The organism is Ruegeria sp. AN11 (genome assembly GCF_056536005.1).
On the sequence record NZ_JBQFJD010000002.1, the window covers coordinates 212,501 to 235,684 of the forward strand.

Below are 23,184 nucleotides of genomic sequence, written 5' to 3' on the forward strand. Positions count from 1 at the left end.
CTGCCATGGCCAGCAGATCAGCCAGCTCGAACCCGTTCCAGGGGATAACCATTGACCACGCCTCGACGCAACGGAAACGGTAGATACGCTCCTCTACCGTCATTTCTGACATGATCTCCTTGAAGTCGTATTCGCCGGGGCGATCAACCAGACCATCTATCTTCACGCTCCATGGTTCGGTTTTCAGCGAAGCGGCATACTTTGCCGGGTCATCCTTGCCCGTGCCGAACTCATAGTAGTTGTTGTATGAGGTGATCTCTTCCCACGTGTTGGGCTCAAGCGTGTTCTGTGCAGCTGCAGGCTTTGTCATCGCTGTCAATCCGACACCGGCCAGACCGGCCATGACCTGCCGCCGGTTCAGAAACGCCGACTTCGGGGTGACGTCTGCATGTGTCAGTGTGTTTCTCCAGCGATACGCCATTTGGGTCTCCATAATCCGTATTTCCCGGGCTCGGGATCGCCCGCTCATACCACATTGTCACCGCTATATACGCTCCAATCTGATGACATTCTCGCAAGCTGACGCAGCTGTTACCCGTGTTACAGGGTGGATGGGCGGCCAAGATCCACAACGCTTTCATCTGGGCGCAATTTGATCGGCCCGTTGAAAAGCCTTCTCTTTACAAAGCAAATGCCGAGCGCGCAGTCTGTATCATGCTGTCAGATGCGAAATTGTCGCCTATGGAAATGACAGCCTGAAAGGGAGAGGACTAATGTGTGACATCTGCGTAGTTAACGCGGTCAAGGACCGCATGCTGTCAAGACGGGGATTCTTCAAGGCCGCGGCAGCCTCTGGCGCGGCAATTGCCGCAACGGGCGCGACCGCGCCTGCCGCTCTGGCCCTTGGGCATGGCAAGGTCGAAGATATGACCCATACACTAAGTGCTGATTTCCCAACCTGGGGAGGTGACCCCGGTTTTGCCGGTGATCAGGTTTTCAATTTTGGGGAACACGGGTTTAACCTTTTCAATCTTACAATCAACGAGCATACCGGCACGCATATCGACGCCCCACTGCATTTTTCCGCGGATGGCCTGTCTGTTGATGAAATACCGGTGACGGATCTTGTTGCCCCGCTCTGCGTGGTCGACATCGCAGCACGGGCCGCCGAAGATGCCGACACGCTGCTTACCCCGGACGATCTGAAAGCGTGGATTGCAGCCAACGGCGACATTCCTGACGGAGCCTGCGTGGCAATGCATTCAGGTTGGGCGGGCAAGACAGCCACCGATGAGTTCCGCAATTTTGACGGCGAGGCCCAGCATTACCCAGGCTTTCACGTTGAAGCCGCGCAGATGCTGATGGAGGAGACCGGCGCACGCTCGATTGCGGTAGACACTTTGTCGTTGGACCACGGGATGTCGGCGGACTTTGCAACTCATTACGCCTGGCTTCCTTCCGGACGTTTCGGAATTGAATGCCTTGCCGGGCTTGATCTGGTACCTGCTTCGGGTGCGACCCTCGTCATAGGCGCGCCAAAACATGCAGGCGGGACAGGAGGACCCGCACGAATTTTTGCACTGATCTGACGACACCGGGACGATCAATAAAGGGCTCGCCGCGATGGTGAGCCCTTGCTGCTTGGGCAATTGCTTCAGCGAGACCTAAGCAGCCAATCGATTGAAGCCGCCTGAACCAAACATGTTTTGTCTTGACCTAAACCTACCTTGAGCAATCAGGGTGCATTCGAAGACCGGATAGCTATAGAAGGATTCGCATGTGCATGTCCTGACAATTCTTGATCATCCAGATCCCAACTCATTCACCGTCGCTGCGGCGCGGAGTTTTATGGAAGGTGCGACAGCGGCCGGTCACACCACCGAGCTTGGCGACCTGCATGCAGAAGGTTTTGATCCGCGCTGGTCCATGGCCGATGTAGAAGGAAATCTGGCCTCCGACGCGCTGTCAGACGTTGTTGCCGAGCAGTCGCGAATTGCGCGCGCCGACACAATCTGTCTGGCTTTTCCCCTGTTTTGGTGGGGAATGCCGTCCATGATGAAAGGCTGGGTTGATCGCGTATGGACCTGGGGGTGGGCGTATGACCAATTGAATGATCCAGAGAAATCGCTCCAGAGGCCTCGCACCGGAGTACTGTTGGTACCGGCAGGGGCCCGATCCGACGAAATGGAAAGCGCCGGGTATCTTCAGGCGCTGGAAACAAGCTGGATGCAGGGTACCTTTGGGTATTTTGGGTTTTCACCACGCAAGCTTGTTATTCTTCACGGGTCGACCGGGTCGGAATCCCGGCGAAAGGCTCTGCTGGAAAAGTGCTACACTATCGGCCAGACCTTGCCCGCGCCTGAGAACCACTAGGATAAATATCAGCTCGTGGTATGGCTTGTTTGAACTCAATTGCGACAGCCGGAGCAATTTGATCGCCGCCCAAACCCGATCAGAATTTCAGACAAGATTGTTTGAATAGCCTGATAAACACTTACTTAAACGTCAGTGCATATTCTCTTTCAAATGCTCCACCATCAAGCTGGCAGAACTGGTTGCGGCTTCCAGAGACGAATGGGAATGCTCATCGCGGTAGAGTACGATCCCATCCTCACCAAAGTAGTTACAAACCGGCCCTGGGCAATAAAAGTCGAACAGGTCCACAAAGATCGCAGTTTCGTTTTCCTCAAGCGTTGACAGTTCGGTGCGGACCCCGCCAACCCGTTTGAGAGTTTGCTCGCGCGTCAGGTAGTGGCATGGACCGCCATTGGGCGCAAACCACTGGGCAACTGCCACCTCGGGTGTGCACCGAGCCTCGCGGACAAGAGGCAAAGGACCAACAATTGCGAGCGAGATATCTTGTTCATTCAATTCACGGGCAAACCGCTGAATACCTTCCAAGTAACGCTGCAGAACCACGTCATCCTTCCCGCCTGAGCCGTACGAAAGCCCGCCAAGATCGCTAAGCATCAGAACCACATCCCCGGCACGAAGTTCACGCACCAATTCAGGCACTGCGTCTTCCCAATAGTGTTGATTGGCTTCTTTCCATGGTCCATTGTAACCAAGCTCAGGCACTGGCTGTGCGCCCCAACTGGAGGTTAACAGAACCGCCCAGTCTTCGGTTTCCGAAATCTCTCGAAATGCACCGCCAAAGGCGACTGAGAACGAGTTTCCGACTACCAGTATGCGCTTTTCAGCCGTTTCCCAAGAACCGAAGACGCAGCCTTCAATTGGAATGGACCTCCCGACCTCGGTTGCGTCTCTGATAATACAAGGCCTTCCCTGCCAGACAGAACCATCATTTGCCTTCAACGGCGCCTCGAGGGTCGCCGGACCTCGTTGAGCAAGCGCCGGAGACACGCCGGAGTACAGGTTCCGGCTCACATCTTCTGACAAGACCCAAATGGCAATCAACGTTGTGACCAGCGCGGAGGACCCAACCAGGTAACCCGGCATTCTGGCTGCGGTCCACTTGGAATGGCGCAGAGGATTCTCGACAAACCGGTAGGACAGCGTAGCGGCCCCAAACATCACGAGAACAAAAAACGGTGCAGTGATCGCGGTAAGCCCGATCGTCCATTTGGCCAGAACGGCAACTGGCCAATGCCACAGGTACAGCGAGTATGAGATCTTACCGACCCAGCGAAGCGGCGTATTCGAAAGCGCCTTCGAGAAGGTTCCGGTCCGGACGGGGAACAGCAACAAGGTCGCCGACAAGACAACGGCAATGACCGTTGCAAAGTTGCGATTCAGGTCGACCTGTAAGGCAAACAAGATCAGCAACAGCCCCAGACAAACCGGAACGATCAGAGAGTTAAAACGCTGCGGTCGCCAATGTCTGATCAGCACGGCAATGGCCACACCCAGTCCCAGTTCCCAGGCCCGGAAGTAGATCATGTAAAAGGTGCCCACCGGATCCGTCTTTGCATACATCATGTACGCACCAAGCGACGCCAAGCAAAACACCGCCAATACCGTGATTGATATCAGGTTCACCCTGCGCGGCAAAGCTGCTGACAGCGACAACCACGCAGCAAGTGGAAAGAGTATGTAGAATTGTTCTTCAACACCAAGGGACCAGGTGTGTGTGAACAGGTTGAGATCCAGCAACCTGCCGAAATAGTCAAATTTCTGATTATAAAAGAAAAAATTTGAAAGCCCGACAGACGCCCAAAATGCGGTTTCTGTGTTGTCCTCCATGTCCTGAATAAAGAACGAACCCACTAGTGAGGACAGCAGAAGACACACAAACAAAGCCGGCGCCAGCCGCTTGAAGCGGCGCGCAAAGAAATGAGAAGCATTGGGCCAGAACTTCGTCCAATCCCAATCGATGACGGATCGGGCGATGACAAATCCGGAAATCACGAAAAAGACATCGACACCCAGGAATCCGTAAGGAAGAAGATCGAGGCCGAGATGATCAATCAATACAGCCAGAACAGCAACGCCGCGAAGACCTTCAATATCTCCGCGAAACTTGGATGGCTCCCCGCCGGGGCCATGGATTTCTGTCTGTTGCATGCTGGTTATCCGAGATTGCCCTGCGTGATTGCCGTGAGTGAGCGATATGCGGTTTACCAGACTTTTAGTCAAAAAGACAAATAACCGCCAATATGGCGGTTATTTATCAGTTCAAATGTCAGATCAGTGCACCACGGCATCATCCGGGCGGGGCCGTTCCGACGTTCCCAGCCGGTCACCGATGATCAGGCCATCGGCCCCTGCCGTCACCGGAACAGTCTCGCCATCCTTGATCTCACCAGCCAGCAGGGCTTCGGCGAGCGGGTTCTGCAGTGCACGTTGGATCACGCGCTTGAGCGGGCGCGCACCGAAGACCGGATCGTAGCCTTCGTTCGCCAGCCATTCCTTCGCACCATCGTCCAAAGCCAGCTCGATCTTGCGGGCAGCCAGACGTTTTTGCAGGCGCGCCATCTGGATATCGACGATGCCATCCATATCGGCCCGCTTGAGGCGGTCGAAGATGATGGTCTCATCCAGACGGTTCAGGAACTCGGGTCGGAAATGCGCCCGGACTGCATCCATCACGTCACGCCGCGCCTGCGCGCTGTCCGCGCCCTCGGGCAACTGGCTCAGGGCCTGCGACCCAAGGTTCGACGTCAGGATAATCAGCGTCTGCTTGAAGTCTACCGTGCGGCCCTGACCATCGGTCAGGACGCCATCGTCCAGAACCTGCAACAACACGTTGAAGACATCCGGGTGCGCTTTTTCGACTTCATCGAACAGCACGACCTGATAAGGCCTGCGCCGCACGGCTTCGGTCAGCACACCACCTTCGTCATAACCGACATAGCCCGGAGGGGCACCGATCAGACGGGCGACCGCGTGTTTCTCCATGAACTCGGACATGTCGATGCGCACCATCGCGTTGTCATCGTCGAACAGGAAGTTCGCCACGGCCTTGGTCAGTTCGGTCTTACCCACACCGGTCGGGCCGAGGAACAGGAACGAGCCCAGTGGGCGGCCTTCGTCATTCAGACCGGCACGGGCCCGGCGAACGGCGTTGGCCACGGCAGTGACCGCCGCATCCTGACCGATCACGCGGGAATGCAGATCATCTTCCATCCGCAGCAGCTTCTCACGCTCGCCCTCCAGCATTTTCGAGGTCGGGATACCGGTCCAGCGCTCGACCACCGAAGCGATCTGTTCTGGGCGCACCGTTTCCTCGGCCATCATCTCGCTGCTTTCGGCGTTCTCGGCCTCGGTCAACTTCTTTTCAAGCTCGGGGATGACGCCGTAAGACAGCTCACCCGCTTTGGCGAGGTTGCCTTCGCGCTTGGCGATCTCCAAGTCAGCCCGCGCTTTGTCGAGTTGTTCTTTCAGATCCCGCGCGCCTGCCAGCTTGTCGCGTTCTGCCTGCCACTGGGCGGTCATCTCAGCGGATTTCTCCTGCAGGTCGGCCAGGTCCTTTTGCAAGGTTTCCAGACGATCCTTGGAGGCCGCATCATCCTCAAGCTTCAGCGCCTCTTCCTCGATCTGCATCTGCAGAATCTGGCGATCCAGCTGATCGAGCTCCTCGGGCTTGGAATCCACCTCCATCCGCAGACGCGACGCCGCCTCATCGACAAGGTCGATGGCCTTATCGGGCAGGAAGCGGTCGGTGATATAGCGATGCGACAAAGTCGCCGCCGAGACCAGCGCCGAGTCCGAGATGCGCACGCCATGGTGCAGCTCGTATTTCTCCTTGATGCCGCGCAGAATGCTGATCGTGTCCTCGACCGACGGCTCCTGCACCATCACAGGCTGAAACCGGCGCGCAAGGGCCGCGTCTTTTTCGACGTACTTGCGGTATTCGTCCAGCGTGGTCGCACCGATACAATGCAACTCACCCCGGGCAAGCGCGGGCTTGATCAGGTTGGCGGCATCCATCGCGCCTTCGGATTTACCCGCACCGACCAGCGTGTGCATCTCATCGATGAACAGGATGATCTCACCAGCGGCCTCGGTCACCTCGGTCAGAACCGCCTTGAGACGTTCCTCGAACTCACCGCGATACTTCGCACCGGCAATCAGCGCGCCCATGTCGAGCGCCAGCAGTTTCTTGTCCTTCAGCGATTCCGGCACATCACCATTGATAATGCGCAGGGCCATGCCCTCGGCAATCGCGGTTTTACCGACACCGGGCTCCCCGATCAGAACCGGGTTGTTCTTGGTGCGACGCGACAGAACCTGCATCGAGCGGCGTATTTCCTCATCCCGCCCGATGATCGGGTCGATCTTGCCCTCAGCGGCCGCCTCGGTCAGGTCGCGCGCGTATTTCTTGAGCGCGTCATAGCCCTCTTCAGCCGACGCGGTGTCAGCGGTGCGCCCCTTGCGGATATCGTTGATTGCCTCATTCAGCTTTTGGGCGGATACGGCACCGGCTTCCAACGCCTCTTTGGCCTTGGATTTCACCATGCACAGCGCCATCAGAACACGCTCAACCGGCACAAAGCTGTCGCCTGCTTTGGTGGCGAGCTTCTCGGCCTCGGCCAACACCTTGGCAGTCTGGCCGTCCATGTAAATCTGGTTCGCGTCGCCGCTGACTTTTGGAATCTTGCCCATTGCGGTGTCCAGCGCCTCGACCACACGGCCTGGCGCGCCACCCGCGCGCGTGATCAGATTGCTTGCCAGCCCCTGATCATCATCCATCAATGCTTTGAGTATATGTGTGGGCTCCAACCTCTGATGCCCTTCGCGCAGCGCAATGGTCTGCGCGGCCTGCACGAATCCCCGTGCCCGCTCGGTGAACTTATTCAAGTCCATATTATTCTCCTTTTCTCAAGCGCCCTGAATGTGATGCGCCCGCTTGGCGGCACGCTTCGGTCTGGGCCTCACATTCAATTTGGGAAATGTCTTCACGGCTTCAAGGGGCCAGGTTTCAATATTCGGCCTTATCCCCGCGGTATTGAGTAAACCGTGTAGCCGCCGGTCTCAGCCATTTGCCTGGCTTCGTACATGTCCAAAAGCGATTGCGCCGCATCGCTGCCCGTCGGGCACGACACCAGATCGGCGGTATGATCCAAAAATTCGACGGTAAATGCGGTCTCGCCTGTGAGCTGGCACCAGTCATCCTCTGATCGATATCCACGCACCAGCAGCAGATCATCACTGGTCGGGGCCGGGGCAGCGCCTGTGTCAGGTGTATTGACGCGCGGCGCCTCATCACACGCGAAAAGCGCCAGGGCCGCCCCAAGCAAAATCAGTTTCTTCATATCGCGGTTCCCTATTCATTATCACGAATTGGCAGGATCATAGCACAGAGTTGAATCCGCTAAGTGATTTGCATCACCCGGTTATCATGCATGGACAGAGCGTACCGAACCCGTTAGGACGCAGACGTTTGCCAAATAGGAGCCTGCCCATGTCCGATGACCGCCTGATCGTTGCCCTTGATGTTCCAAATGCCCTGCAAGGGCTGGCCATGGCCGAGCGGCTGGGCGACAGCGTTTCGTTCTACAAGATCGGGTTGGGAATGCTGACCGGAGGCGGATTGGCCCTGGCCAATGAGCTGAAGCAGGACCACGGCAAACGCATCTTTCTGGACATGAAGCTGTTCGACATCGGCAACACGGTGGAAAACGCAGTCCGCGGGTTGGCGCAATTTGATCTGGATTTCCTGACCGTGCATGGCGATCCGCACGTGGTTCGTGCGGCCAAAGAAGGGGCGGCAGGCAAAGACCTCAGGATTTTGGCGGTAACGATCCTGACTTCGCTGAACCGGGATGACCTGGATGCCAGCTTGCTGAAAGACGGAACAGTGCAGGAACTGGTCGTTGAACGTGCCGCGCGCGCGCTGGAAGCCGGGGCCGACGGGGTCATTGCAAGTCCGCAGGAAGCAGCCCTGATCCGCGCCCTGCCCCAGGCCGAAGGTCGGCTGATAGTCACACCTGGTGTCCGCCCTGCAGGGGCCGCTTTGGGCGACCAGAAACGCGTGGCCACACCTGCCAGCGCCATCGGCGACGGGGCCGATCATATCGTGGTTGGCCGTCCGATTTATCAAGCTGACGACCCAAAAGCAGCAGCCGAGGCCGTTTTGGCAGAGCTAAATTCTTTGACCAGAACCTAATCTGGCATGGATGATTGACGTAGCCGATACAGCCAAATCGGCTCGCAACGCCTTGACCTTAGGTCAATTTTGTTGACAGCCGCGCCAAATCGTCCCTGTGCCTGAAAACACACATGAAAAACACAAGTTCACAACGCAGGCTCTCAGCTCTGTCGTAATTGTAAGTTTTGCGCGATTCTGTAGGGGTATACTCCCCAACGGGCCATTTCTTCCTGAGGTCCGTTACCTCCCCCCGCGCAAGTGCGGGGGGTCTTCTTTGGCAAAATCCAGGTCTCCCATCACTGCGCGACGCCCGACAAGAGGTCCCGCAATCAGTGGCGTTTACCGGATGCGCAACCACTTCAAAAATCTCTCCTATGGCGCAATCCGCAAGGACATCATGGCCTTCGCGCCGACGCGGCGAAGATCTCAGGAACCCGTTTGAGGAATACTCCGTAAGTCGTTTTGCTGAATCACCACCGATTCTGGTTCAGAAAACAGCACCGCCTTTTGCCGTGTCGAAATCCATGTGCCGCTTTTGCTTTGTTCTGAACCACGTTAGAATTTAGCGGATTGCTCGGGCGAACCAAGCCCGCGCCGGGCCGGGAAGTGACTGAAATGCCTGCTCTCTGTCAGGATTGCCTTACACAAATGGAAGCCGGAAGCAGGTGCCCGTCCTGCGGCAGCCCGCGCGTCAAATCGCATCCGGAGCTTTTTGAGCTGAACATCGCGCACATGGACTGCGATGCCTTCTATGCCTCGGTCGAAAAAAGGGACAATCCAGAACTCGCAGATAAGCCGGTTATCATTGGCGGCGGCAAACGCGGGGTCGTGTCCACCGCCTGCTATGTGGCACGCATTCGGGGCGTGCGATCGGCCATGCCGATGTTCAAGGCATTGCAGCTGTGCCCCGACGCGGTGGTCATCAAACCGCGCATGTCGGTTTATGCGGACGTGTCACGTCAGATCCGGTCGATGATGGATGAACTGACCCCGATTGTGGAGCCATTGTCGCTGGATGAAGCCTTTATGGACCTGTCTGGAACCTATCGCCTGCACGGCGCCCCACCAGCGGTGATGCTGGCGCGGTTGGTCAAGCGCATGAAAGATGAGCTGGGCCTGACCGGGTCAATCGGACTAAGTCACAACAAGTTTCTGGCCAAGGTTGCATCCGACCTTGATAAACCACGCGGATTTTCAGTGATCGGCAAGGCCGAGACTGCAGAATTCCTGCACAACAAGCCCGTGCGGCTGATCTGGGGCATTGGCCCTGCGGCCCAGGACTCTCTGGATCGGGCTGGTATTCGCAGTTTTGCCGATTTGTTGCGTTGGGATCAGGAGGCTTTGACCGCACGGTTCGGGTCGATGGGTTATCGGCTGTGGCACCTGGCGCGCGGGCAGGACAAGCGCCGCGTTTCCGGCAATGAGCCGATGAAATCAATCAGCAATGAAACGACTTTCTTCGAGGATACGGCCAGTATCGACATTCTGGACGGGCATTTGTGGCGTATGTCCGAGAAAGTGGCCGACAGGGCCAAGGCCAAGGGGTTGGCGGGACGGGTCGTTACACTGAAACTCAAGAAGGCCAATCACAAGATCATCACACGGCGCGTTTCCCTGCGCGACGCGACTCAGATCGCCGACCGCATCTATCGAACGGCGCGTGGGCTTTTTGATCAGGTCGGAGATCAGGGACCATATCGCCTGCTTGGTTGCGGATTGTCGGATCTGTGCCCCGAGCACCAGGCCGATATTTCGGGCGACCTGCTGGACCCCGGTGCGGCAAAGCGGTCACAGGCAGAGCGGGCCACAGATGAAATCCGACGACGTTTTGGATCTGAGGCGATCGTGAAAGGGCGCGCGTTGCGCTAGGGCTATTCGGCAGCCAGACGGGCCGGTTCGGCGCCGATGCAGGCAATCTCTGAGATCACATCGCGCAGTATGGCGCGGAATTCATCGAAATTTTCGCTGGGCTCAATGGTGTCTTCGTTCATATAAAGCGACCGGTCGATTTCAATCTGAACCGCATGTTGATGACGCACGGGGCGACCATAGGTCTGGGTCACGTAAGCACCGGCAAACGGGGCATTGCGCGCTACATTCAACCCGGCAGATTCAAAGGCAGCTTCGATTCGATCGACGACCTCACCAGTCGCTGATGCCCCAAACCGGTCGCCCAGAACAATTTCCGGCCGTTTGGACTGTGCATTGCTGGCCATGGCGACGGCTTCATGTGGCATCGAATGGCAATCGATCAAAATAGCCTGCCCAAATGCCTCGTGCGATTCTGACAAAAGGGACTTCAGGCGTGCGTGATACGGGCGCCAGCATGTGTCGATCCGCAGGCGCGCTTCGTCCATCGTCAGTTTCCCGCGATAGATGGCCCGACCGTTGGCAACGACGCGCGGAATCACACCCAACCCGGACGCAACACGCGGGTTGTGACCATGTCTGCGCGCGCCTTCGATCAGGGCCGGATCCAGTTCATCGGCACTGCGATTCAGATCTAGGTATGCGCGCGGCATTGCAGCCGATATCAGCGGCGCACCAAATTCGGATGCCGGGGCAAACAGCTGATCGACAAAAGCATCCTCCGAGGATCGAATCACGCTTGGGCTTAACACTGTCTTCTTGAGCAGGGACTCAGGGTAGACGCGCCCGCTGTGTGGAGAGGAAAACACCACGCATGACGTACGCTTGACGGGCAATTCCAGTATATAGGCTGCGTTCGACATGGTGACTCCTTGTTCGCACTCAACATAGACCGGAAAATAGTTCTTCCAAACCCCTTGAACCCCTTTGCGACTCCTTTTATAGACCCCGCTACCGGCGCGGGGTTCCGCGCCCCATTTCGTTATGGGGCACATCTCGCAAAGGTAAGTGGGCGGTTAGCTCAGCGGTAGAGCACTTCGTTGACATCGAAGGGGTCACAAGTTCGATCCTTGTACCGCCCACCATCGTTTTCACTGCTTCGGGTCTGACCCGGGGCACCCGCTAACCCAGGCGCTGGCCACGTCTCTGATGAAGGCGCCGCAGATTGGAGACAGACCATGAAGGTCAAGAACTCGCTCCGCTCGCTCAAGAACCGGCACCGTGACTGCCGTGTTGTGCGTCGCAAAGGCCGCGTCTACGTGATCAACAAGACGCAGCGCAAGTTCAAAGCTCGCCAGGGCTAAGAACTGCATTGAACCGCTAAAAGAAACCGCGCCGTTGAGCGCGGTTTTTTTGTTGTCTGCATTAGTCCCCACAACATGGTACGCTTGCCTCATTTGATCGGAGCGCGAATTCCATGAGAGGACAAGGCGTCGACATATTGGTCGGAACGACCAAAGGAACATTCATCATCACCAGCGACCACGACAGGTCGAATTGGAAAGTTTCAGGCCCGCATTGCGATGGCTGGCCGATAAACCATGTGATCGGCGACGCAGAAACGGGCTTGCTTTGGGCGGGTGGCGGCAGCGATTGGCACGGTGCGGGCATCTGGCGGTCTGAAGACGGTGGAGAAACTTGGGAAGTGACAAGGCTTACCACCGGTCAGAGGGACGAATGGGCCAGCAATGACCCTGCTGTCGCCAAGATGGTCGGCTGGACCGGTGAACCTATGCCTTTCACCGACGCATTTTCACAAATCTGGTCGCTGAGCTACGGGCACGGCACGTTGTATGCAGGCGCCAAACCAGCGCGTTTGCTGACCAGCCATGACAACGGGCGGACGTGGGAGAGTGTCGAAGGCCTTACCAACCATCCTTCAGCGCCGGACTGGAATCCAGGGGGCGCCGGTTTGGTATTGCACACAATCCTGACAGACCCGGGTGAAAGCCAAAAACTCTGGGTCGGCATCTCAGCGGCGGGGGTCTTTGCGTCAGAAGACGGGGGCAAGAATTGGGAACGGCGCAACCGCCTGTCCAACGCGGAAAGCTGTGATCACCACAATCATCCCGCGGCCCCAAGAGATGGTGAGACAGGCCATTGCGTGCACAACATGGTGAGGGCCCCGAAGACCACGGACTTGTTGTACCAACAGAATCACCACGGGGTCTGGCGCTCGGCCGACGGGGGGCGCAGTTGGGAGGATATTACCGAGGGCCTTCCATCGACTTTCGGGTTTCCAATTCACGTTCATCCGCGAGATCCCGGCACGATCTGGACTTTACCCCTGAACGGCGACAGCATCGGCCGCTATCCACCCGACGCAGCAGCAGCGGTTTGGAAATCCACTGACGGCGGCGCGACATGGCAAGATCAACGGCACGGGCTGCCGCAGGAAAGCTGCTATTTTACGGTACTGCGTCAGGCTATGGCCGGAGACAGCCGAGATCCCGCAGGGGTATATTTTGGAACAAACAGTGGGTCTGTTTTTGCGACCGGTGATGAAGGGGACACCTGGAACGAAGTGGCCCGACATTTGCCGACCATTCTCTCAGTTGAGGTTCTGGACCACGAATAGATCATTCGTGGCGACGAGGTACTGATCTATTCACGGCCAGCGGCTCGAATGGTCATGAAGAGTGCGAAGATACAAGCTGCGCCATTTTGACCGAGTAAATTTGTCAGATTTCCTTGCATCCTCCTGAGAATCGTATAATTGACCAATTCAGTCGGATAACGATCCGCTACAACTTCAATCGTTGGGAAATATGATGCTGAAATCCTCTACATGCGTTGCTGCCGCTCTGACGGCCCTGATTGCAACCTCCGCCACCGCTGACGGCGAGCTGAACCTTTATTCTTCGCGCCACTACGACACGGATGAGCGTCTTTACACCGATTTTGAAGATGCCACCGGGATCACCATCAATCGCATCGAAGGCAAGGCAGACGAACTGATCGCTCGGATGGAAGCCGAAGGCGCAAATTCTCCGGCCGATATCCTGCTGACAGTTGACACATCACGCCTTGCGCGCGCCAAGAACGCAGGCATTCTGCAGACCGTGGACAGCGAAGTTCTGGAAGACCGCATTCCGGCAAATCTTCAGGACGAAGACAATCAATGGTATGGATTTTCGCAGCGCGCCCGCATCATCTTCTTTGACAAGGAAGGCGTCGCCAACCCGCCGGCTACTTACCTGGACCTGGCCAAACCCGAATTCAAAGGTCAAGTCTGCATTCGTTCGTCCAGCAATACCTACAACCAAACCCTGCTGGCCTCTATCATTACCAACCACGGCGCGGAAGAAGCCAAAAAATGGGCCGAAGGTGTCGTTGCCAACATGGCGCGTGACCCACAGGGTGGTGACACGGACCAACTCCGCGGCATCGTTTCGGGTGAATGCGAAATCGCGGTGTCCAATTCCTACTATTTCGCACGTGCCTTACGAAAGGACGTGAAGGGCCTGAGCGACCAGATTGACATGATCGGCGTGCAATTCCCCGCTCAGGACGCCGAAGGCGCGCATATGAACCTTTCTGGCGCGGGCGTTGCGGCACACGCCCCGAACAAGGAAAACGCAATCAAGTTTCTTGAATATCTTGCCAGCGAACAGGCTCAGGAATACTTCTCGTCCGGCAATGACGAATTCCCGGCCGTTGAAGGTGTTGCTCTGGCTGAGCCGGTCGCTGCTCTGGGTGAGTTCAAGGCTGATAGTGTCAACCTGTCCGAAGTTGCCAAGAACATTCCGGATGCGCAGAAGATCTTCAATGAGGTCGGCTGGAAATAAGCTGGCTCCATTCGAGCGGGAACGAGGCGCGGTCAGACGCGCCTCTTTTTCTGTTGATTAAGGCTAAAAATCTGCCAATATTCCCAAATAAGGGAAAACTTCTCGATTCTGAAAAATGCTGGATAATATCTCGAACCGACTTGCAAGCCAGCTGAGTGAACTGCGCAAAAGACAGGGCTGGTCCCTGGACCAGCTGGCCAGCCGCAGCGGACTTAGCCGGGCGACCCTGTCCCGCCTGGAAAAAGGCGATGTCAGCCCGACGGCGGAAAGCCTTGGGCGTTTGTGCGCGGCCTACCGGTTGCCCATGTCCCGGCTTTTAATGATGGTCGAAGACAGTTTCGACCCCAAAATTCCGTTCGAACGACAGGCCGAATGGCGCGATCCGGAAACCGGTTTCACACGGCGCTCGGTTTCACCGCCCGCACCCGGGCTTAGCGGTGAAGTTCTTGAATGTCACTTGCCGCGGAACACCGTGATTTCCTATGACGCACCCCCCAATCCGGGGCAAGAACACCATTTAGTCGTATTGGACGGCGGCCTTTCCCTGACGCTGGATGAAACAACACATGAACTGGCCGGAGGAGATTGTCTGCGGTATCACCTGTCTGGCCCGACCCGGTTTGAAACAGGCGCACTGAAAGGCGCGCGTTATATTCTGGTGTTGTTGTGATACAGCGGCTTGACGAAAACAGCTTTGAAGCCGCCCTGCCCTATCTCAGCGAGATTCTCCACGCCTGCGTTCATGCAGGGGCCAGTATTGGCTTCATTCTCCCTTTTTCCCACGAGGATGCGCGGGCGTATTGGCTGGACAGGATACTGCCGGACTTACAGGCCGGTCTTTTGGATCTGTTTGTGTTTCTGGACCGGGGCCGCGTTTTGGGTACGGTCCAGCTTGTCCCTGCAGCGATGCCAAACCAACCGCATCGCGCGGATGTAGCCAAGTTGCTGGTTCACCCTGATGCAAGAAGGCGCGGTCTTGGGCGAAAACTGATGGCAGCGCTTGAGGGGCGTGCGATCGAACGCGGCAGATCCGTATTGGTTCTGGATACGCGCAGCACAGACCCTTCCAGAATCTTGTACCAAAGCATTGGGTTCCGGAGCGCCGGGGAAATCCCAAATTACTGCCGCAACCCCTTTGAAGACCGCCTGGAACCCACAACGTTCATGTTCAAATTGCTGGAGTAAGAACGGCGCATGAGAGTTGTCGAACCCACAGTTCAATGTTTTGCTTATCATCAGTGAGTTTAGAAGATCTTGTGGTGCGAGTGGAGGGCAACATGTTTATGTTGCCACATGTTGCAAATGAGCCCACCCAAGATGGGGGCCTAGTTGGGGGCCTGAATGGCAAAACTATCTGCAGTAAAAATAAAAAGCGCTCCCGTCGGTGCAAAGCTACAAGACGGTGACGGGCTGTTGTTCATCAAAGGCAAGAACGGCGGGAAGTGGAAATTCCGGTTCTCGTTCGGCGGCAGACGGCGAGAAATGGGGCTAGGTTCTTTTCCAGAGGTGTCTTTGGCTGACGCTCGAAAGCTAAGGATGCATTGGGCCGGTGTTCTCGCTATTGGCTCAGATCCGATTGCGGAGCGAGAGCGCCAGCGCCTTGAAGCTGAGAATAGCCAGAACGATCCGACATTCGAAGAAATGGCCGAAGTGGTATTCGAGGGACGCAAGGAGCGGCTGCGCGGCGACGGTGATAGAGGGCGCTGGTTCTCCCCATTGCGCCTGCATGTGATCCCTAAGATCGGAAAGCGCAGGATTAGCACACTGCACCAGCGAGATATTCATGACGCTCTTAAACCGATCTGGCGCACCAAGCACGAAACGGCAGACAAGGCGATGTACCCGACGCGCATGGTTCTGAGGCAAGCAAAGCTTATGGGCTACGATGCAGAGCCGTTCATATGTGACGCGGCCCGGCACATGCTTGGCTATGTCGAACGGGCTCAAAAGCCCCTGCCCGCGACACCATGGCAAGAGATCCCGGATCTTTATGCTCGGCTGGACAAGGAACACCCGTCTTACCTGGCTTTGCGCTTTACGATCCTGACGGCGGCGCGCTGGATGCCGGTCCACGGTGCCCAGTTTGAAGAAATTGACGGTGATGTGTGGACAGTCCCGAAAGAGCGAATGAAGGGCCAGCGGGGCAAAGTTCAGGATTTCCGCATCCCACTATCGACCGAGGCCATGAATGTGGTTGAGATATGCCGCGAACTGCGCCGCAATGACTTCCTGTTCCCGAGTCCGAGGACAAACAAAGGCATCAGCAACGTGGCCATGACAAAGGTTCTGAATCGCATTAATGAAGCGGGTCGAATCCACGGCTTCCGGTCGTCATTCAGGATGTGGATTCAGGATAATGAAACGGCCAGCTTCGAGGTCGCGGAAACGGCACTAGCCCACGCTATCGGCAACAAGGTCGAGCGGGCCTATGCGCGTTCAGATCTGCTCGAAAAGCGCCGCATCCTAATGCAGAAATGGGCCGATTTCGTCATCCAGGCGGAAAGCAAGATTGTGCAGCTTCGCGGCTAGATCGGCGGCGGCTCCGTCCGTTTTCGACGCAACTTTTTGTGCACTCTGGGGGCAAGACCTAAATTCAAGTACATTTTCAACGGCAGCTTCACACCAATTGCGGACGCTCGAAAAAATTTGGGCTTTGACCGAATTGCGGACAATCCTGCCGTTAGCTCATCTTCAGTTGTAGAGTCGATCAGGTCGCACCGACCATCCTAGCCGCTGTGCTTTCTCCCGCCCTGTACGTCATCTGAATAGAACCAGTCGTCGGGATATGGATACCACCAGTCCGCCTCCTTCGCCTTCGGATCAATCACGACCATCTTGGGCCGTCTGAAAGCCTCGAGGCCTTGAAGGCCCAGCGTGCGCCCAAGCCCAGAATTCTTGACGCCGCCAAAAGGCAAGGCATCGTTGTCCACGAGCGGGTTGTTGACCCAGACCATCCCCACCTGTAGCTTATTCACCCCTTGAAATGCCTCATCCAAGTCGCCGGTAAACAGGCATCCGCCAAGACCGAATTGTGACGCGTTTGCCAGTTCAAGCGCTTGGTCAAAGTCGCTCACCCGAATGACCGAGGCGACTGGCCCAAAAACCTCTTCCTGAGTTAACGCCATGTCCGTCGTCACGCCGGTCAGGATCGTTGGTTCGAAAAACCAACCCGGCCCGGCGTGATCCGGGGTACCGCCTCCTACCTCAACCACCGCGCCTTTCTCAGTTGCATCACGCACCAGCCGCTCGACCTTGTCGCGTGCCTCCTTGGAGGCCAAAGGTCCGATTTCCGCCACCCCCATTCCGTCGCCGATGCGCAGTTTCCGGGTTCGGGTCACGAATTCATCGACAAAATCGTCGTACACGTCATCCACTACAAAAATCCGTTCCGACGATGTGCAAACCTGGCCCGACTGCAAAAATGCAGCGGTAACCGCCCCCGCAGCAGCGACCGCGATGTCGGCGTGTTTACTAACGATCAGTGGATCGCTTCCCCCAGCCTCGATCACTGCGGGTTTTAGGTTCTCTGCTGCGGCCACTGCGACTGCACGACCTGTCGGCACGGACCCTGTAAAAGCGACCACATGGGTTTTGGGGCTGGCAATCAGCTGTTTGCCCACGTCTGCACCACCCGGCAGGCAAGCAATCAGGTCTTGGGGCAACGCCCGAAAAAACTCCATGAACGCCATCGTGCACAAAGTTCCTGCGGGTGAGGCTTTCAACACTACACCGTTACCTGCCGCAAGTGATGCGGCCATCGACCAGCAGCCAAGAATGAGGGGGAAATTGTACGGAACCACATGCACGGACACGCCGTAGGGCTCGTATGTCTGATACTGAAATGATCCAGTTTGCATCGTGCCGGCGATCTTGCCCGCGTCATCGCGCGCCATCTCGGCATAGTAGCGGAAAACCGGCGGGATGTTCGCAATCTCGCCAATCGATTCAGGGTAAGGTTTGCCCGTTTCCAATGTCATCAAGCGGGCGATCTCAGTCATGTCGCCGCTTTCGATGTCGTTGGCGATCTGGTGCAATACCCGCGCGCGAGATTTGCAGTCCATCGCAGACCACTTCTTTTGCGCCGCATTGACCCGGTCCAGAACCTGGTTCACGATCTGCGGCGACGGCTCACCAAAAACACCGACTGGCTGCAAGGTAGACGGGTTGACCAGAGTGGTCCCACCACCCTCCAATGGCACATGCTTGGGGTTGAGGTAGTAGGTGGATTTGAACGGGTCGCGCATTGGGCAGCCCCCTTGTTTGACGGGCATTGCGCCGTTAGCGGATCATGTACACTTTCTTGACCGTCTCGTGGACAGTACAAACGCCTTTCCAGTCCTGCGGGAAAAAGGCCGCCGTATCGGGAGTAATCTCAATTACCTCTCCGCTTTCATGGACATAGGTACAGCGGCCTTCCAGAAAGTGGCAGAACTCGTCCTTAGTGACGTGACATTCCCACATACCGGGAGTGCAGACCCAAAGGCCGCATTCGGACTGGCCATCAGGCCCCTTGTGGATCAGCTTTCCCGAGGTGCGGGATTGCCCTTCAATCATCGTCGGGATTACCCCCCAATCGACAAGATCAGTCTGCTGGAGCGGGTTTTGCATACGTGGCGTGGTCATGACTCAGGTTCGCGATCCGTTAGGTAGTAGGTGTTGCGCAATGTTTCCTCGACCGTGCACTCCCCTACCCAACCGGCGGGGAATAGTACGGCCGTTCCGGGCGTAACTTCGATGCTTTCGCCTGCATCCGACCGATAGACCGCGCGGCCCTGCACAAAATAGCAGAACTCGTCACGCGGGATTGTTAGGCGCCAGCGGCCTGGAGTACAGACCCATGCGCCGATCTCCGGCCGGTTGTCAGGACCCTTGTGAACCAGCATACCCGATGAATGAGACTGGCCTTCGATCATATCCGGCTGTGGCCCCCAGTCCGTGAGGTCGGTGCGGGTCGAGATTTCGGAAAGATGCGGGGCACTGCTCATTCAGCGGCTTTCAGGATGTCGTCGAGAATGCCGGCTGCCTTGGTCGGGCCATGCCGTGACTGCATGTGAACAGAGGTTGCCGCCATCTTCGCCTGCATTCTTGGATCGTTGATACATTTTTCGAGGGCAATAGCCAATTCATCATCGGTCCAATCGTATCGGTGAAACCCGAACCCGTGGCCGGTTTCCTGAACACGGGTGGCGTTATCGTGGCCGTCCCAGACATAGGGCATAATGATTGCTGCTTTGCCGAAATATAGGCACTCGGTGAACGAGTTGTTACCGCCATGATGTATCACCGCGTCAACCTGCGGAATTACCGAAGGCTGAGGATACCAGCTCTGTATGTGCACGTTGTCGGGAATGTCTGTGTATTCATCCATGTAATCCCCGACATTTACGAGCGCCCGGTAAGGCAACCTGGAAATGGTCGAAATGATCCTCTTTAGCAGGTCGGTATCGCCTGCGCCAAGCGACCCGAAAGATACATAGAGAAGTGGTTTGTCATTTTTGGACTTAAACGTTGGCACCTCAAACGGTTCTTCTTCGCGTACGCAACCTTCAAGATACTGGAACCGGTTTGGGTCCAGCGGGTTCTGTCGTTCGTACTTTGCAGGCTCGGGATAAAGCAGAAGGTTCATTGTGGGAGACGCTTCGAAAAACTCTCCAATCGGATAGGCCTCTCCGTTGCATCTGGCCAGGAACGCATTGTAGTCGTCGTGGATCGGCTTGATCACCTCGTGGAATTTAGCCTCATAGGCCGCCATGCCCTCGCGGTCATCCACCCGGCAGCCTGATAAATGCGGCGGCACAATCGGGTCAGGGATTTCGTTTTCGGAACATGAGATGATCCGCACCCACGGTACGCCGAACTGCTTAATGGCTGGGAACATAATGACATTATCCACGCAGATCATATCTGGTTTGATTTTTGCCAGTACCTCGGGCAGATCTTTTTGCGCCCATTTTGCGCTGTCGACGATCGCCTCCCAGCAATCCTTGACGTAGTTATCGATCTGGTCAATCGGGCTTTTGCGAAAATTTGGGATGTGACCGTTGATGAAATCTTCCCAGAACTTCGCCATCGCCTCTGGTTCCATCGGCTCGGACAGGGCTACTGGATGTGCCTCGAACCCATAACCTTCGTATACCTCAACAAAGCCGGGATCGCTTAGAAATACTGCCTTGTGGCCCAATTTTTCGCAGGCCTGCGCGATACCAACCGAATTCAGCGCAGGGCCAAAGGCAGCTTCGGGGAAGAAGGCGATGGTTTTCTGTGACATTGTAGTTCTCCGGTTAGATTTGGCTTAGCAGTTGGGAAGGATGCGGGAATGTTTTGCATCCCATACGCAGTGGACATCTTGACCCGGCTGAATATTTTCACGGTCGGCTTGGCTGGCGGGAACGCGGGCGGAAAGGGTGCTCCTCCCGCCGCGAACGCGCACATGCACACCCAGGTCTGACCCGTGATAGGCGACTTCTTCGACAGTGCCGGGAAGGCAGTTGCGCCCATCTTGAGGGGCGGTCTGCATCAGGCTGACCCGTTCCGGGCGCACAGCAATCGTGGCAGCACCGCGCAGCTCGGAAACGCCCCTCAGCACCCCCGCCCCGTCGACATCGACACCGCCGTCGACGGCGTTACCATCCAGAAAGTTCATCACGCCGATAAAATCTGCAACAAAGCGCGATCCGGGGTGTTCGTAGAGCTCGTGAGGAGTACCGACCTGCGCCAGCTTGCCATCATTCAAGACCGCGATCCGGTCGGCCATGACTAGAGCCTCTTCCTGGTCATGAGTCACAATCAGAAATGTAATCCCCACCTCGTGCTGCAACCGTTTGAGCTCCAACTGCATCTCTTCTCGCAGCTTCTTGTCCAGAGCCGAAAGGGGCTCATCTAACAGCAGGACCTTTGGCCTTTTGACCAGCGCGCGCGCCAAAGCGACCCGCTGTCGCTGCCCACCGGAAAGCTGATCCGGCTTGCGTCCAGCAAAGCCTGAAAGCTTTGCGCTTTCCAGAACCTCGGCCACCCGCATGGCGATTTCTTCCTTGGGCAATCTCTCCATCTCTAACCCATAGGCGATGTTTTTTTCGACGCTCATGTGCGGAAACAAGGCATATGACTGGAACATCAGGTTCAGGGGCCGCCTGCTGGGGCGTATGTTTGTCACGTCCTGCCCGGCAACTATAACCTGTCCTTCCTGTGGTGTTTCGAACCCCGCCAGCGTCCGCAACAATGTGGTCTTGCCGCAGCCCGATGGGCCCAGAAGTGCAAAGAACTCGTTATCGCGAATATTCAGTGAAACGTTGTCGATCGCAGTCATCAAACCGTATCGCTTGGTTATATTCCTGAGTTGAATCCCTTGGCTCATCGGCTGAAAACCTCTTTGTCGGCACGCTGCGCGAAGAAGACCAGCGTGAACGAAACGAACATGACGATGGTAGCCATCGCGTTGATTTCCGGCGTAACGCCAAATCGGATCATTGCGTAAATCTGCATCGGCAACGTGGTCGAGGATTGCCCAGCACCTGCGGTGAAGAAGGCAATAATGAATTCGTCCACAGACAGGGTAAAAGACAACAGCGCCCCGGCGATAACCCCCGGCGCGATGGCGGGCAGCAGAATGCGACGAAAGGTGGTGAATTCGCTGGCCCCAAGGTCGGCACTGGCCTCAAGTATCGAATGGTCGAAATTGCGCATCCGCGTTCGCACCACGGCGACAACAAAGGCTATGTTAAATACGACATGGCTGAGGATGATCGAATGAAGCCCCAGCGTCATGTTGAGTAGGGTGAAAAAGGACAAGAGCGCGATGGCCAGAACTATGTCGGGGATGATCATCGGTGCGAACAGAACCGCGTCTAGAACTGAAGAATTACGCCGTGTCTCGACACCGACCGCCAAAAGCGTGCCGATTATTGTCGCCAGAACGGTCGAGGTTAAGGCCACGATTAGCGTGTTGCGCGCTGCCGACAGTATTGGATCCGCGGTAAACAACTTGCCGTACCATTCCAACGAAAACCCGGTCCATATAGTTGGAAGTCCGGCCCGGTTAAAGCTTAGCGCCATGAGCACAAGGATCGGCACATAGAGAAAGGTGTAAAACAAAACCAGGTGCAGCTTTAGGCCCATGTTAGATCGGCCCCGCATCAGTCCTGCCCTCTCTGTCCCGCTGCGCGATTGGCCAATACCGCCTGTGCGAACAATAGCCCCATCATAATCGCAATCAGGAACATCGACAGCGTTGCTCCGAACGGCCAGTCGCGGGCGCTCAGAAACTGGTCATAGATCAGGTTTCCAACCATCTGAAATCGCCCGCCACCAAGCAAATCGGGCGTTATGAAATTGCCGATCGACAGCACAAAAACAAAGACACCACCTGCCGCGATGCCGGGAACGGTCTGTGGCAGTATCACCCGGTAGAAAGTAGCCCAAGCGGGCGCTCCAAGATCTTCCGAGGCTTCTATGGTTTCGACATTTATGCGGTTCAGCGATGAATAGATCGCCAAAACCACAAAGGGGGTGTAGTTGTAGACAAGCCCTACGATCACAGCGAAATTATTATAAAGCAGAGACAGCGGTTCATCGATCAAGCCTGCCCCCTGGAGAGTATTATTGATTAAGCCCTCGCGGTTCAGCATCACGATCCAAGCGTAAGTGCGGATTAAGTAGTTGGACCAGAACGGCAGGATCACCAAAATCAGCAAACCGGTCTGCCAACGGTGCGGCGCCAGCGTGATGGCATAGGCAGCCGGATAGGCGATAAGGATCGCGATTATGGTGGCCAGAAATGCAATCTTGGCCGAGCGTAAGAAGATCCCGAGGTAAAGAGGATCGGCGGCTCGCACAAAATTTTCAATCGTAAAGACGTGGTCGATGCCGCCATAGATACCGCGTTCAAAGAACGCATAGGTAAAAATAAGACCACACGGCACCACCATAAGAAGCGCAAGCCAGCCAAGGCCCGGCCCCAGCAAGATCACCGATTTAAGTCGATTGGGCATATACTTGGCAATCTGTGGAGTGATGTCGTATCGGCCCGACCCTTTGTTC

The 23,184-nt window shown here is 56.4% G+C and carries 22 protein-coding genes and 1 tRNA gene (1 of these 23 running past the window's edge); 11 read left to right on the top strand and 12 right to left on the bottom strand.

What is annotated here, in order from left to right; translation table 11 throughout:
- Window positions 1-421 carry the 5' portion of a protein-methionine-sulfoxide reductase catalytic subunit MsrP gene (msrP, locus tag ACR3EQ_RS20910; protein ID WP_170610982.1) on the bottom strand. It extends 482 nt beyond the left edge of the window, so the window shows 421 of its 903 coding nt (coding positions 1-421); it begins with the start codon at window positions 419-421; its stop codon lies off the left edge, out of view.
- Window positions 422-713: 292 nt separating this feature from the next.
- Here msrP and ACR3EQ_RS20915 point away from each other — a divergent pair, with 292 nt between their 5' ends.
- Both ACR3EQ_RS20915 and ACR3EQ_RS20920 read left to right on the top strand, forming a co-directional pair.
- A complete protein-coding gene (locus ACR3EQ_RS20915; RefSeq protein WP_170610985.1) occupies window positions 714-1,529 on the top strand; it encodes a cyclase family protein in 816 nt (271 codons plus the stop codon).
- Window positions 1,530-1,719: 190 nt separating this feature from the next.
- The gene (locus ACR3EQ_RS20920; protein WP_170619370.1) at window positions 1,720-2,313 is read left to right on the top strand and encodes an NAD(P)H-dependent oxidoreductase; all 594 of its coding nucleotides are present in this window, start codon (window positions 1,720-1,722) and stop codon (window positions 2,311-2,313) included.
- Window positions 2,314-2,445: 132 nt separating this feature from the next.
- Here the strand turns inward: ACR3EQ_RS20920 and ACR3EQ_RS20925 are convergent, their stop codons facing one another.
- The 3 genes from ACR3EQ_RS20925 to ACR3EQ_RS20935 all read right to left on the bottom strand — a co-directional run bounded on the left by ACR3EQ_RS20925 (window position 2,446) and on the right by ACR3EQ_RS20935 (window position 7,655).
- Entirely contained in the window at window positions 2,446-4,464 is a 2,019-nt protein-coding gene (locus ACR3EQ_RS20925; protein WP_480491979.1) for an acyltransferase family protein, read from the bottom strand.
- Between the two features lie 123 nt (window positions 4,465-4,587).
- Window positions 4,588-7,206, bottom strand: a complete 2,619-nt coding sequence (clpB, locus tag ACR3EQ_RS20930; protein WP_170610993.1) for an ATP-dependent chaperone ClpB — start codon at window positions 7,204-7,206, stop codon at window positions 4,588-4,590.
- Window positions 7,207-7,334: 128 nt separating this feature from the next.
- Window positions 7,335-7,655, bottom strand: a complete 321-nt coding sequence (locus tag ACR3EQ_RS20935; protein ID WP_480491981.1) for a hypothetical protein — start codon at window positions 7,653-7,655, stop codon at window positions 7,335-7,337.
- Window positions 7,656-7,804: 149 nt separating this feature from the next.
- Between ACR3EQ_RS20935 and pyrF the strand changes: the two genes are divergently transcribed.
- Together pyrF and ACR3EQ_RS20945 are read left to right on the top strand one after the other, a co-directional pair.
- Window positions 7,805-8,509 carry an orotidine-5'-phosphate decarboxylase gene (pyrF, locus tag ACR3EQ_RS20940; RefSeq protein ID WP_170610999.1) on the top strand — a complete coding sequence of 235 codons (705 nt, stop codon included), beginning with the start codon at window positions 7,805-7,807 and terminating at the stop codon, window positions 8,507-8,509.
- Window positions 8,510-9,106: 597 nt separating this feature from the next.
- On the top strand, window positions 9,107-10,360 hold the full coding sequence (locus ACR3EQ_RS20945; RefSeq protein WP_170611002.1) for a DNA polymerase IV: 1,254 nt from the start codon (window positions 9,107-9,109) through the stop codon (window positions 10,358-10,360).
- Between the two features lie 2 nt (window positions 10,361-10,362).
- On the opposite strand, the gene ACR3EQ_RS20950 is transcribed toward ACR3EQ_RS20945, so the two are convergent.
- Complete coding sequence (locus ACR3EQ_RS20950; RefSeq protein WP_170611005.1) at window positions 10,363-11,223, bottom strand: N-formylglutamate amidohydrolase; 861 nt, start codon at window positions 11,221-11,223, stop codon at window positions 10,363-10,365.
- Window positions 11,224-11,370: 147 nt separating this feature from the next.
- Between ACR3EQ_RS20950 and ACR3EQ_RS20955 the strand changes: the two genes are divergently transcribed.
- From ACR3EQ_RS20955 to ACR3EQ_RS20985, 7 genes are all read left to right on the top strand, one after another.
- Window positions 11,371-11,445 (top strand) — tRNA-Val (locus ACR3EQ_RS20955).
- A gap of 93 nt (window positions 11,446-11,538) precedes the next feature.
- Window positions 11,539-11,664, top strand: a complete 126-nt coding sequence (gene ykgO / locus ACR3EQ_RS20960) for a type B 50S ribosomal protein L36 (protein ID WP_005648635.1) — start codon at window positions 11,539-11,541, stop codon at window positions 11,662-11,664.
- Window positions 11,665-11,777: 113 nt separating this feature from the next.
- The gene (locus ACR3EQ_RS20965; RefSeq protein WP_170611007.1) at window positions 11,778-12,938 is read left to right on the top strand and encodes a sialidase family protein; all 1,161 of its coding nucleotides are present in this window, start codon (window positions 11,778-11,780) and stop codon (window positions 12,936-12,938) included.
- A 193-nt stretch (window positions 12,939-13,131) separates the two neighbouring features.
- Complete coding sequence (locus ACR3EQ_RS20970) at window positions 13,132-14,148, top strand: Fe(3+) ABC transporter substrate-binding protein (RefSeq protein WP_170611010.1); 1,017 nt, start codon at window positions 13,132-13,134, stop codon at window positions 14,146-14,148.
- Between the two features lie 115 nt (window positions 14,149-14,263).
- Complete coding sequence (locus ACR3EQ_RS20975; RefSeq protein ID WP_170611012.1) at window positions 14,264-14,818, top strand: XRE family transcriptional regulator; 555 nt, start codon at window positions 14,264-14,266, stop codon at window positions 14,816-14,818.
- Window positions 14,815-15,333 carry an N-acetyltransferase family protein gene (locus ACR3EQ_RS20980; RefSeq protein WP_480491984.1) on the top strand — a complete coding sequence of 173 codons (519 nt, stop codon included), beginning with the start codon at window positions 14,815-14,817 and terminating at the stop codon, window positions 15,331-15,333. The genes ACR3EQ_RS20975 and ACR3EQ_RS20980 overlap by 4 nt, the downstream gene beginning before the upstream one ends.
- A 156-nt stretch (window positions 15,334-15,489) precedes the next feature.
- Window positions 15,490-16,677 (top strand): integrase arm-type DNA-binding domain-containing protein, encoded by a 1,188-nt coding sequence (locus tag ACR3EQ_RS20985; protein WP_170817422.1) that lies wholly within the window; start codon window positions 15,490-15,492, stop codon window positions 16,675-16,677.
- A gap of 197 nt (window positions 16,678-16,874) precedes the next feature.
- Here ACR3EQ_RS20985 and ACR3EQ_RS20990 read toward each other — a convergent pair whose 3' ends face one another.
- From ACR3EQ_RS20990 to ACR3EQ_RS21020, 7 genes are read right to left on the bottom strand one after another with little or no spacing between them, the layout of a single operon-like run.
- Window positions 16,875-18,392 carry an aldehyde dehydrogenase family protein gene (locus ACR3EQ_RS20990; RefSeq protein ID WP_170619811.1) on the bottom strand — a complete coding sequence of 506 codons (1,518 nt, stop codon included), beginning with the start codon at window positions 18,390-18,392 and terminating at the stop codon, window positions 16,875-16,877.
- Between the two features lie 34 nt (window positions 18,393-18,426).
- Window positions 18,427-18,771 carry a cupin domain-containing protein gene (locus ACR3EQ_RS20995; protein WP_170525386.1) on the bottom strand — a complete coding sequence of 115 codons (345 nt, stop codon included), beginning with the start codon at window positions 18,769-18,771 and terminating at the stop codon, window positions 18,427-18,429.
- Entirely contained in the window at window positions 18,768-19,133 is a 366-nt protein-coding gene (locus tag ACR3EQ_RS21000; RefSeq protein ID WP_170617418.1) for a cupin domain-containing protein, read from the bottom strand. Before ACR3EQ_RS21000 ends, ACR3EQ_RS20995 begins: the two co-directional genes overlap by 4 nt.
- Entirely contained in the window at window positions 19,130-20,416 is a 1,287-nt protein-coding gene (locus tag ACR3EQ_RS21005; protein ID WP_480491987.1) for a nucleotide disphospho-sugar-binding domain-containing protein, read from the bottom strand. Before ACR3EQ_RS21005 ends, ACR3EQ_RS21000 begins: the two co-directional genes overlap by 4 nt.
- 24 nt (window positions 20,417-20,440) lie before the next feature.
- Window positions 20,441-21,454, bottom strand: coding sequence for an ABC transporter ATP-binding protein (locus ACR3EQ_RS21010; protein ID WP_480442334.1), 1,014 nt, complete (start codon window positions 21,452-21,454; stop codon window positions 20,441-20,443).
- Between the two features lie 44 nt (window positions 21,455-21,498).
- Complete coding sequence (locus ACR3EQ_RS21015) at window positions 21,499-22,281, bottom strand: ABC transporter permease (RefSeq protein WP_170617412.1); 783 nt, start codon at window positions 22,279-22,281, stop codon at window positions 21,499-21,501.
- Window positions 22,281-23,135: an ABC transporter permease gene (locus ACR3EQ_RS21020; protein ID WP_170617410.1), complete on the bottom strand. Its 855-nt coding sequence runs from the start codon at window positions 23,133-23,135 to the stop codon at window positions 22,281-22,283. The genes ACR3EQ_RS21015 and ACR3EQ_RS21020 overlap by 1 nt, the downstream gene beginning before the upstream one ends.
- Window positions 23,136-23,184 lie beyond the last annotated feature (49 nt).